11 protein-coding genes are annotated in these 10,679 nt (G+C 72.4%); 8 read left to right on the top strand and 3 right to left on the bottom strand.

Annotation, left to right across the window (positions count from 1 at the left end; genetic code table 11):
- Window positions 1–57 precede the first annotated feature (57 nt).
- Complete coding sequence (locus tag ABZX11_RS42240; RefSeq protein ID WP_354924107.1) at window positions 58–1,221, bottom strand: glycosyltransferase; 1,164 nt, start codon at window positions 1,219–1,221, stop codon at window positions 58–60.
- Window positions 1,222–1,251: 30 nt separating this feature from the next.
- On the opposite strand from ABZX11_RS42240, the gene ABZX11_RS42235 reads away from it, so the two are divergent.
- The 8 genes from ABZX11_RS42235 to hisS all read left to right on the top strand — a co-directional run bounded on the left by ABZX11_RS42235 (window position 1,252) and on the right by hisS (window position 8,609).
- A complete protein-coding gene (locus ABZX11_RS42235) occupies window positions 1,252–2,862 on the top strand; it encodes a phospho-sugar mutase (RefSeq protein WP_354924105.1) in 1,611 nt (536 codons plus the stop codon).
- Window positions 2,862–3,317, top strand: a complete 456-nt coding sequence (locus ABZX11_RS42230; protein WP_176173108.1) for an NAD(P)H-dependent oxidoreductase — start codon at window positions 2,862–2,864, stop codon at window positions 3,315–3,317. The genes ABZX11_RS42235 and ABZX11_RS42230 overlap by 1 nt, the downstream gene beginning before the upstream one ends.
- A 296-nt stretch (window positions 3,318–3,613) precedes the next feature.
- Entirely contained in the window at window positions 3,614–4,018 is a 405-nt protein-coding gene (locus tag ABZX11_RS42225; protein WP_354924103.1) for an XRE family transcriptional regulator, read from the top strand.
- On the top strand, window positions 4,015–4,536 hold the full coding sequence (locus ABZX11_RS42220) for a hypothetical protein (RefSeq protein ID WP_176173110.1): 522 nt from the start codon (window positions 4,015–4,017) through the stop codon (window positions 4,534–4,536). Before ABZX11_RS42225 ends, ABZX11_RS42220 begins: the two co-directional genes overlap by 4 nt.
- On the top strand, window positions 4,533–5,642 hold the full coding sequence (locus ABZX11_RS42215; RefSeq protein ID WP_176173111.1) for an MAB_1171c family putative transporter: 1,110 nt from the start codon (window positions 4,533–4,535) through the stop codon (window positions 5,640–5,642). Before ABZX11_RS42220 ends, ABZX11_RS42215 begins: the two co-directional genes overlap by 4 nt.
- Before the next feature lies 1 nt (window position 5,643).
- Window positions 5,644–6,810, top strand: a complete 1,167-nt coding sequence (locus tag ABZX11_RS42210) for an amidohydrolase family protein (RefSeq protein ID WP_354924101.1) — start codon at window positions 5,644–5,646, stop codon at window positions 6,808–6,810.
- Between the two features lie 85 nt (window positions 6,811–6,895).
- Window positions 6,896–7,285 carry a hypothetical protein gene (locus tag ABZX11_RS42205; RefSeq protein ID WP_176173113.1) on the top strand — a complete coding sequence of 130 codons (390 nt, stop codon included), beginning with the start codon at window positions 6,896–6,898 and terminating at the stop codon, window positions 7,283–7,285.
- 34 nt (window positions 7,286–7,319) lie between these two features.
- The gene (gene hisS, locus ABZX11_RS42200) at window positions 7,320–8,609 is read left to right on the top strand and encodes a histidine--tRNA ligase (RefSeq protein WP_354924098.1); all 1,290 of its coding nucleotides are present in this window, start codon (window positions 7,320–7,322) and stop codon (window positions 8,607–8,609) included.
- 208 nt (window positions 8,610–8,817) lie between these two features.
- Here the strand turns inward: hisS and ABZX11_RS42195 are convergent, their stop codons facing one another.
- On the bottom strand, window positions 8,818–10,011 hold the full coding sequence (locus ABZX11_RS42195; protein ID WP_176173115.1) for a HAMP domain-containing sensor histidine kinase: 1,194 nt from the start codon (window positions 10,009–10,011) through the stop codon (window positions 8,818–8,820).
- On the bottom strand, window positions 10,008–10,655 hold the full coding sequence (locus ABZX11_RS42190; RefSeq protein ID WP_176177949.1) for a response regulator transcription factor: 648 nt from the start codon (window positions 10,653–10,655) through the stop codon (window positions 10,008–10,010). The genes ABZX11_RS42195 and ABZX11_RS42190 overlap by 4 nt, the downstream gene beginning before the upstream one ends.
- Between the last annotated feature and the right edge of the window lie 24 nt (window positions 10,656–10,679).

Below are 10,679 nucleotides of genomic sequence, written 5' to 3'. Positions count from 1 at the left end.
GCTTGGATCACGTACGTACGTGATCCAAGCCGGAACTCGCGTGATCGGAGCCGGAACTCAGACCAGGGCCGGGAGTTCGGCGGCGACCTCGGCCGGGGACGGCATGGCCGCGACCTCGGCGGCCAAGGTCCTGGCCGCGTCGCGGACCGCGGTGTCCGTGAGGAGGTGGCGGGCCTTGGCGGCGACGGCTTCGGCGGTGACGTCGGCGCCGAGCAGGCGGTCGCCGACGCCGGCCTCGTGCACCGCTTCGGCGTTGGTGAACTGGTCCGCGCCCTGCGGGAGCAGCAGCTGCGGGAGGGCCGCGCCGAACGCACCGAGCGTCGTGCCGCTGCCGCCGTGGTGGACCACCAGGTCGACGTGCGGGAGCAGCGCCGCCTGCGGGACCCACGCCTCGAGCCGGACGTTCTCCGGGACCTCGCCCAGCGCGCCCTCGGGCAGCGACGGGCCGGTGGCGACCAGGACGTCGACGTCCAAACCGGACAGTCCGGCGATGGCCTCGGTGAGCACGCCCGCGTGGCCCATCGCGGTGCCCAGCGTCAGGTACACCAGCGGACGCCGCTTGTCGAGCACGCCCGGCGGCAGCTCGCCCGGCTCGCTCCAGCCGACCGGGCGCAGCGGCACGCGGTGGGTGCGCGCCAGGAAGTCCGCGTCCTGCACCGACTCCGGGCAGATGTCGACGAACGGGCCGCCGAACGCCAGGTCCTCGCCGACCTCGATGCCCAGCGAAGCGCCGTGCTCGCGGATCGCGTCCCGGATCCTGTCGGTCATCGGGTCGCCGGTCGACACGCGGCCGAAACCGTGCGCCACCACCGGGATCCCGGCCTTGAACGCGGCGAACGCGCCGCCCGAATTGCCCGCCTCGCTGACCACCAGATCGGGGCGGACGTGCTCGAACAGCGGCAGCAGGTCGGCGAGGAACCGCTTCGGCATCAGCTCGCCGAAGACCTTCGCGACGACCGGGAACAGCACCTCCCGCGGGATGTCCCCCGGCGGGCCGGGCGGCCCCGCGTCGCCGAACGTCTCGGCGAACGCCTGGCCGAACGCGTCCTTGATGGCGAGCCCGGCGGCCGCCGCGTCGAGCCCGGCCTTGGTCAGCTGTGGCAGGAAGTCTTCCGAGGTGGCGAAGACGACGTCGTGGCCCGCCTCGCGCGCGGCGACCGCCAGCGGGACGAGCGGGAAGGTGTGGCCGAAGGACCCCAGTGAGGTGAAGAGTAAGCGCACCTACCCGACCATAGCCCGTAGGCTGGCGCGGTGACATCGGATTCCACCCTGCGTGACACCGCTTCCCGCTGGATCGCCGCCGATCCGGACCCCGCCACCCGCGCCGAGCTCGAGGCGGTCCTGGCCCGCGCCGACGGCGACCCTTCGGCCGCCGAAGACCTCGCCGACCGGCTGGCCGGGCCGCTGGAATTCGGCACGGCCGGCCTGCGCGGCCCGGTGCGCGCCGGGCCGAACGGGATGAACGTCGCCGTCGTCACCCGCACGACGGCCGGGGTCGCGGAATGGCTGAAGGCACACGGGCACGCCGGTGCGCTGGTCGTCGTCGGCCGCGACGCGCGGCACGGCTCGGAAGCCTTCGCCACGGCCACCGCGGAGGTGCTGACCGCGGCCGGGTTCGACGTCAAGGTGTTCCCCCGCCCGCTGCCGACGCCGGTGCTCGCGTTCGCCGTCGGGCGGCTCGGCGCGGTGGCCGGGATCCAGATCACCGCGTCCCACAACCCCCCGGCGGACAACGGGTACAAGCTCTACGACGCCACCGGCGGCCAGATCGTCCCGCCGTCCGACGGCGAGATCGAGCGCGCCATCGAGGCCGCGCCGTCCGCCGCCGACGTGCCGCGGGCGGCCGGCGCCGAGGTCGTCGACCTGCTGGACCGCTACCTCGACGAGGTCGCGACGCTGCCGCTGGGCTCGGAGCGCGCGGTGCGCGTGGCCGCGACGGCGCTGCACGGCGTCGGCGCCGACACGCTGCGCGCGGCGTTCGAGCGGGCCGGGTTCACCGACCTGCACCTGGTCGGCGCCCAGACCACGCCGGACCCGGACTTCCCGACCGTGTCGTTCCCGAACCCCGAGGAACCGGGCGCGACGGACCTGCTGCTGGCCCTGGCGTCCGATGTGGACGCCGACCTGGCGATCGCGCTCGACCCGGACGCCGACCGGTGCGCGCTCGGCGTCCGCGAGCGCGACGGGAGCTGGCGGATGCTGCGCGGCGACGAGACCGGCGTGCTGCTCGGCTCGTACGTCCTGTCCACTGTGGATCGCACGGTGCTGCCGGACCCGCTGGTGGCCACCACGATCGTGTCTTCGTCGATGCTGGGTGAGATCGCGAAGGCCGAAGGCGCCCGGTACGCCGAGACGCTGACCGGCTTCAAGTGGCTGGTGCGCGCCGGCGAGGGCCTGGTGTTCGCCTACGAAGAGGCGCTCGGCCTGTGCGTGAACCCGGGCTTCGTGCGCGACAAGGACGGCATCGCCGCCGCGACGCTCGCCGCGGGCCTCGCCGCGCAGCTCAAGAAGCAGGGCCGGACGCCGCTGGACGTGCTGGACGAACTCGCGCAGCGCCACGGCGTCCACCTGACCGACCAGGTTTCGCTGCGGGTCACCGATCTCGCCGTGCGCGGGCAGCTGATGGCGAAGGTGCGGGAGATGCCACCGGCCCGGCTCGGCGGCGTCGACGTCACCCTCGAAGACCTGCTGCCGGACGCCGACGTGGTGCGGCTGACCGGTGACGGCGTGCGCGTGGTCATCCGGCCGTCGGGGACCGAGCCGAAGCTGAAGGCGTACCTGCAGGTGGTGGACAACGACCGCGGCGTGGCGCAGGAGCGGCTGACGGCGTTGCGGGGGGACGTCGAGGAACTGCTCGCCTGATGCCGCGGCTGCTGATCGTCCACCACACGCCGTCGCCGTCGACGCAGGCGTTGTTCGAAGCGGTCGTGGCCGGGGCGACGCACCCGGACATCGAGGGGGTGGAGGTGGTCCGCCGGGCGGCGCTGGCGGCCACCGCCACCGACGTCCTCGAAGCGGACGGCTACCTGCTGGGCACGCCGGCGAACCTGGGCAGCATGAGCGGCGCGCTGAAGCACTTCTTCGACACGATCTACTACCCGTGCCTGGACGAGACGCGAGGTCGCCCGTTCGGGTACTGGATTCACGGCAACAGCGACACTTCGGGCACCGAACGGCAGCTGCTGGCCATCACGACCGGCCTGGCGTGGGCCAAAGCGGCGGAATCCGTCACCAGCACGGGTGAACCGGACAAAAAGACCCTGGAAGCGTGCACCGAACTGGGCGGCACGCTGGCCGCGACGCTGATGAGCTCCTGAAACGTAAAGGGGCCTGTCACCGGAAGCCCTGGGGGTCGACCTCCGGCAACAGGCCGTGGCCAAGGGTTCGCCCGAGGGCGATCAACCTTGGCTCCTGAAGCGTACTACAGACGGTGCGATCATGACGAGTCGAAGGCGCGACAACCTCTCGCCTGAACCGTTCCGTGCACCCCCAGGGCACGGAGAGCCAGGCGAGAGGCGAGCCAACTGTAAACCACTGCATACGACGGCTGTCAACATGTGCGTACAGTGGTTTGCGGTTAGAATTTTCGCGGCTGGATTCCCAGGGGGTGGAGATGGCACGGGAACGCACCTTCGCGGAGCGCCTGAGCGCCCTGATCGAGGCCGCCCGGGTGGACGGCCGCACACCGCACAGCTACCGGGAGATCTCGGCCGCCGTCGAGCGGGCGGGCGGCCCGGCGATGTCGCCGGCCTACCTGCAACAGCTCGCCACGGGCAAGCGGGTCAACCCGAAGATCCACTACGTCGAGGCGCTGGCGAGGCTGTTCGGCGTGCCGGTGACGTACTTCTTCGACGAAGAGGCGGCCGCGGCACCCGGCGGTGAGGCCCAGCTGATGGCGATGCGGGCCCAGGAGCTCTCGCCGCAAGGCCGCCGTCAGGTGATGGACCTGCTCGAGCTCGTCGAACGCTACGAGCGGGCCGAGCGCGAGGGCCGGAGCCCGGAGGACGCCCCGCGATGAAGGAGCGCGAGCTGCGCCGCCGCTGCCGGAAGCTGCTCAAGGACCTGGACATCGGGCCGCCGCTGGACGTCGAGGTGCTGTGCGCGCGGCTCGGCGAGCGGCGCGGCAAGCCGATCCGGCTGCTGGCGTACCCGCTCGAGGTGCCGGGGCCGTTCGGCTGCTGGATCGCGACGGCGTCCGCCGACTACATCTTCTACCAGGCGGAAACGACGAAGTCGCACCAGGACCACATCATCCTGCACGAACTCGGGCACATGCTGGCCGACCACCACCCGCACGGCGACGCCGAGCCGGCGGACTTCCTCCGCGGCCCGGCTCCCGATCTCGACCCGGATGCCGTGCACCGCGCGCTGCGCCGCTCGTCCTACGATGACGCCCACGAGTGGGAAGCCGAAACGGTCGCGACGATCATCCTCGAATGGGCGTCGGTCCTGAACTACACGATCCCCCGGCGCGCCGCTGACCGGGATCTCCGCCGGATCCAGGGAGCGCTCGGGGATCACCAAGGGTGGTTGTGAGCACACTTCTCAGCCCCGTGAACCTGATCGCGCTGGTGCTGTTCGCCGCCGCGCTCGCGTGGCGGATCTACCAGGTGACGCGCGCGCCGACCGTGCCGAACTGGGCCGTCACCGCGTGCGTTGCCGGGTTCGCGGCCGCGTTCCTGCTGCAGCAGACCGTGGTTTCCGACGAGGTCGACGCACTGCTGGGCCTGGGCGCGGCGCGGGTGGCGAACAACGCGCTGCTGGCGTGCGGCCTCTGCGCGCTGGTCATCTTCTTCCTCGGCTCGGCGCTGGGCCCGCGCCGGTACCGCCGGGTGGCGGCCGAACTGGTCCCGCTGGCCGTGGCGATCGCGCTGATGGTCGTCGCGATGGCCCTGACCCCGCCGGAGCTGCGCGGCCTGCCACTGGGGCCCTCGACGATCCACGACGGCGGCGTCGCGGCGTTCTACCTCGGCGCCGGGCTGTACCTGATCTACGGGCTCATCGCCTGCACGGCCTGGATCGTGCGGTACCAGCGGGTGGCCGACCGGAACCTGCGGATCGGGCTGCGGCTGAGCGCGATCGGCATGGCGAGCGCGGCCGCCGGCAGCGTCTTCCGCGCCCTGTACATCGTGGTGGCGTGGGCGTTCGGGCCGGTCGTCAAGGTCCTGCTGCTGCTCGGCGTGCCGTTCGTGGTCGCCGGCGGGATGCTGTTCCTCGCCGGTGTCACCTACCCGGGGTTGCGGGCGCGCATTTCGGCGTTGCGGCGGCGCCGCCAGCACCGGCACGAGCACGCGGCCCTGGCTCCGTTGTGGACGGTCCTGGTCGAGGCGTTCCCCAGCATCGTGCTGCGGACCCCGCCGCGGGGGCGCGGTGGCGTCAACCGGGTCCACTACCGCCGGGTGATCGAGATCCGGGACGGCCTCGTGCAGCTCTCGCCGTACCTCGACGCGGACTTCGGGGAGGTCGTCGCCACCGATCCCGGCGCCGCGGCGGCCGCGCTGAAGACGGCGCTGCGGCGGCACGCCGACGGCGAGCCCAGCGACGGCCGGGCCAAGCAGGTGCTGCCCGCCGGGGCGGACGACCTCGAATCCGACGTCCGGCCGCTGCTCGCGCTGTCGGCCGCGATGAAGAACGGGAAGTGACGTGGACACGCTGATCACCGCCGGCCGGGTGCTGCCCCGGCCGGCCACCCCGGTCGACGACGGTGCCGTGCTGGTGCGCGACGGCGTGATCGTCGCGGCGGGCCCGCGCGCGGACGTCGCCGCGCAGGCCGCGCCGGACGCGGTCCGGCACGACTTCCCCACCGGGACCGCACTGGCCGGCCTGTTCAACGTCCACGTGCACCTGGCCTTCGACGCGTCCCGCGAGATGCTGGCCCACTTCACCGGAACCGAGGACCTGCTGGACGGCGCCCGTGCGCGGCTGACGGCGATGCTGCGCAGCGGCGTCACCACCGTGCGGGACCTCGGCGACCGCGGGCACCTCGGCGCGGCCGTCCGGCGCTCGTTCGAGGGTTCTCCCGCGCCGCGGCTGCTGGTGTCCGGGCCGCCGATCACCGTGCCGGGCGGGCACTGCCACTTTTTCGGCGGTGCAACGGCTTCCGACGGCGAAATCCGCACCCTGATCGACGCGAACGCGGCGGCGGGCGCGGACGTGATCAAGGTGATGGCCAGCGGCGGCCAGATCACCGAAGGCGGCGCGGACATGTGGGAGTCGCAGTTCGACGCCCGGCAGCTGCGGGTGGTCACCGAGCACGCGGCGTCGCACGGCTTGCCGGTGGCGGCCCACGCCCACGGCGCGGAGGCCATCGAGGCCGCCGTCGAAGCGGGGGTTTCCACGGTCGAGCACTGCAGCTTCCTGACCGGGCCCCGCTCGTTCGACCGCCCCGCCGAAGTGGCCGAGCGGATGGCCGCCGAGGGCATCTCGGCGTGCTCGACGAGCAGCCGCAACTGGCGGGTGATCGTCGAGAAGCTCGGCGACGACGTCGCGCAGGCGATGTACGGGCGGCTGCCGTGGCTGGAGGAGCACGGCGTCCGGCTGCTGTCCGGGACCGACGCTGGCCTGCCCGGCTCGGTGTTCGACGACCCGGTCGGCGCGCTGGAGCTCTACGAGTGGCTCGGCTTCCCGCGGCGCCGGATCCTGGAGATCGCGACCGAGGACAGCGCGGCCGGGCTGGGCCTGGGTGCCGTCACCGGACGGCTCGAAGCCGGGCTCGCGGCAGACGTCCTGGTCGTCGAAGGCGACCCGCTCGCGTCGCTGGCCGCGCTCCGCAACCCCGTGCTGGTGCTCGCCCAGGGCCGTCCCGCCTAGTTCCCCGATCGGGGAATGCCTGCTTTGGTGACAGCGTTTTAAAACAGTGTTACTGTTGCGCCACCCACCTCGAAGGAGCTCCCCGATGCACGGACCCACCCAGCTGTTCACGGTGATCGCGCTGGTCTCGCTGCCGACCGTGATGTACGGCGGCTACGCGCTGATGGGTGTCATGCGCGACCGCAAGCTGACCGAGCACCAGCGCACGATGTTCCGCGCCGGCCACGCGCACGCCGGCGTCCTGCTGGTCCTCGCACTGGTCGCGCTGCAGATCCTGAGCCGCACGACGCTGCCGGACCCGGCGTTGTGGATCGCCTGCTTCCTCCTGCTGTTCGGCATCCTTGCCCAATCGGGTGGTTTCTTCCTCCACCTGCTGCCGAACCCGGGCAAGCTCGGCGGGCGCGTGACGTCCGTGGGCGCGGTGCTGCTGGCCGCGGCGGTGCTGCTCACCGCGTACGGCGTGGCCTTCCCCTGAAAACCCGGTCGCGGCCGGTCGTTAAGCTGGTGACGTGCCTGAATACCTGCCGACCGCGCCCTACAAGGGGACCCGGGACTTCCTGCCCGCCGAAATGTCCGTGCGTACCCAGGTGTTCGGTCATCTCTACGACGTCCTGGAGCGCCGCGGCTTCCTCCGCTACGACGGCCCGATCCTCGAGTCGGCCGAGATCTACGAGCGCAAGTCCGGCCAGGAGATCGCGGACAAGCAGCTGTACACGCTGACCGACAAGGGCGGGCGGCGGCTGGCGCTGCGGCCCGAGATGACGCCGTCGGTCGCGCGGATGATCGCCGGGAGCGCGAAGTCGCTGTCGTTCCCGGTCCGCTGGTACAGCCACCCGAACTGCCACCGGTACGAGGCGCCGCAGCGCGGCCGCGTGCGCGAGCACTGGCAGATCAACGCGGACATCTTCGGCTCGGACAGCGCCAACTGCGAAATCGAGATCTTCGAGCTGGTGCACGACATGATGGCCGCGCTGGGCGCGACGCCGGACATGTTCGTGCTGCGCGTCAACGACCGCAACCTGCTGACGTCGGCGCTCACCGACGTCGCCGGGGTGTCGGCGGACCACCTGAGCCAGGTGTTCGCGCTGGTCGACCGCTGGGAGAAGTACCCGCGCGAGAAGCTGGCCGAGAGCGCCGCGGAGATCGGGCTCTCGGACAAGCAGTTCGAGAAGCTGGCCGAGACGCTCGCGATGGGCGAAGCCCTGCTCGACGAGATTCCGGCCGCGGTGCGGGAGCAGTCGAACCTGGTGAAGGTGCTGAACAGCAGCGCCGGTTCGCTGGTCAAGTACGAGCCGCTGATCGTGCGCGGGCTGGCGTACTACACGTCGACCGTGTTCGAGGTCTTCGACACCTCGCCGCAGAACCGCCGGGCGCTGTTCGGCGGCGGCCGCTACAGCGACCTGGCGTCGATGTTCACCCCGCAGCAGATCCCGGGCATCGGGTTCGGCATGGGCGACGTGACGCTGATGGACTTCCTCGACACGCACGGCCTGACCCCGGCCCCGCGCAACGAGGTCGACGTGATGGTGATCCCGGTGACCGAGGACCTCTTCGACGCGGCCCGGTCGGTCGCTTCGTCGCTGCGCGCCGCGGGGCTGCGGACGTCGACCCCGATCGACCACCGCAAGCTCGGCAAGGAGCTGACCCGCGCCGACAAGGCGGGCGCGGCCGCGGTGGTGATCGTCGGCCAGGAGGACTGGGCGGCGGGCAACGTCACGGTCCGCAGCCTGGCAACACGCGAGCAAAACCCGGTAGCAGTCGCCGACGCCCCCGCAGCAGTCCAAGCCCTCCTGGCGTAACCCGCGTGATCGAGCGCGGATCTCGCGTGATCGAGCGCGTAACTCGCGTGATTGAGCGCGTAACTCGCGTGATCAGAGGGGCATCTCGCGTGATCGGGGAGGCATCACGCTGATGCCCGCCGGATCACGCGAGATGCCCGCTCAATCACGCGAGATCCGCCTCCAATCACGCGAGATCTGCCTCTGATCACGTGGGTTGCGGGTTGGGTCACGAGGGGTCGGCGCGGAGGAGGCGGAGGGTGAACGTGGCTCCGGCTCCGGGGCGGGCCGCTGCGGCGATCGTTCCGCCGTGGCCCGTCACCACTTCGCGGACCAGCGCCAAGCCGATGCCGAAACGGCGGCCGTCGCCGTCGGAGCCTCGGGCGAACCGCTCGAAGATGCGTTCCGCGTCGGCCGGCGGGAAGCCCGCTCCGGTGTCGCGGACCCTCAGCTCCACGTACCGCGAGTCGGGGACACCGAGCCACACCTCGATCGACCCACCCGGTGGTGTGTGGCCGAGCGCGTTGTCCAGCAACGCCGACAGCACGCGGCGCAACGCCGTCGGGACGCCCTGGACCACGTACGGCCGCCGCTCGCGGGTCACCGCCAGGCGGACTTGGCCCTCCGAAGCGCGCACCGCCTCCGCCGCCACCGCCTCCTCGGCCAGCACGCCCAGCTCGACCAGCTCCAGCGCCGGCCGCTCGCCGCACGCCTGGGCCGACAGCAGCAGGTCCTCGACGACCTCGCCGAGTTCCCGCGTGCCGCGGACCAGGTGGTCGAGTTCCGCCGCGTCGCGGCCGGACGAGCGGCGGGCCAGCAGCTGCGCGCGCGTGTGCAGCCGGGTCAACGGCGCCCGGAGCTCGTGGGACGCGTCCGCGACGAACGTCCGCTGCCGCCGCAGCGCGTCCTCCAGCGGCCGGATCGCCCGGCGCGCCAGCACCCGCCCGCACCCCAGGGCCGCCAGCAGCGCCAGCACCTCGGCGACGCCGAGCCCGAAGACCAGCGACGCGCGGTCCTGGATCTGGTAGCGCTCCTCGAAGAACGCCTGGGAGACGACGCCGCCGTGGTTCTCCACCCGGAACGTGTACGTCATCCCTTCGATCGACCGGCGTTCGGTGTGGACGTCACCCGGCGCGGGCACGAGTGCGTTCAGTTCGGGGATCGGCATCCCGGCGGGCGGCGGCCCGGGCGGCGCCTGCGCCCCCGGCGTGAACAGCCAGACGCAGCCGGGCGGGGTCGCGCCCGGGCCGAGCTGGATGGTCCTGGCCAGCAGCCGGTCGGCGTCGGCGTGCTGGCCGGACAGCAGGATGCCGTACGCGATCGCGCCCGCGACGGCCACCAGCAGCGACACCACCACGGCGATCTGCGCGGTGATCACCCACCGCGCCCGCCGCAGGGCCCGTTCCTCGGGTTCGGGGCTCATACCACGCCGATCTGGTACCCCAGGCCGTGCACGGTCCGCACGGCGTCCCGGCCGAGCTTGCGCCGCAGGTAGTAGACGTATGTGTCCACAATGGACTCTCCGGTGGTGTCGGCGAACACGCGCGTGCGCAGGGCCGCCCGCGGGTGGATCGCCTTCGGCCGCTGCGCCAGCGTCCGCAGCAGCTCGAACTCCCGCCCGGACAGCGTGATCCGCTCGCCGCGCGGCAGCACGACCTCGTGACGCCGCAGGTCGAGCGCCGCCGTGCCGAGCGGCAGGCACTCGGCGCCTTCGAGGTCACGGCGGCCCAGCGCGCGCAGCCGCGCGAGCAGCTCCTCGGCCTCGAACGGCTTGACGAGGTAGTCGTCCGCACCGGCGTCCAGGCCGGCCACGCGGTCGGCCACCTCGCCCAGCGCCGAGAGCACCAGCACCCGCGTGGTGACCGCGCGGGCCCGCAGCTGCCGCAGCAGCTCCAGCCCGTCGAGCACCGGCAGCCGCCGGTCGATGACCATCACGTCGTACCGTCCGGTGAGCCCGAGGTGCAGGCCGCGCTGGCCGTCGTGCACCGCTTCGGTCTCGTAGCCTTCGTCGGTGAGCAGCTCCCCCAGCATGCCCGCCAGTTCGCGGTCGTCTTCGACCAGCAGCACCTTCGGTTTCGCCACCCCGTCGCG

The organism is Amycolatopsis sp. NPDC004169 (genome assembly GCF_040610315.1).
GTDB lineage: Bacteria > Actinomycetota > Actinomycetes > Mycobacteriales > Pseudonocardiaceae > Amycolatopsis.
Note: the sequence above shows the minus strand (reverse complement) of the source record. Positions and strands in the feature narration are given on the sequence as shown.

Bases quoted from the DNA above. Each gene is read 5' to 3' on its own strand.
- ABZX11_RS42230 (WP_176173108.1), top strand. From the start codon at position 2,862: ATGCCGCGGCTGCTGATCGTCCACCACACGCCGTCGCCGTCGACGCAG.
- ABZX11_RS42195 (WP_176173115.1), bottom strand. From the start codon at position 10,011: ATGAGCCCCGAACCCGAGGAACGGGCCCTGCGGCGGGCGCGGTGGGTG.
- ABZX11_RS42225 (WP_354924103.1), top strand. From the start codon at position 3,614: ATGGCACGGGAACGCACCTTCGCGGAGCGCCTGAGCGCCCTGATCGAG.
- ABZX11_RS42205 (WP_176173113.1), top strand. From the start codon at position 6,896: ATGCACGGACCCACCCAGCTGTTCACGGTGATCGCGCTGGTCTCGCTG.
- ABZX11_RS42220 (WP_176173110.1), top strand. From the start codon at position 4,015: ATGAAGGAGCGCGAGCTGCGCCGCCGCTGCCGGAAGCTGCTCAAGGAC.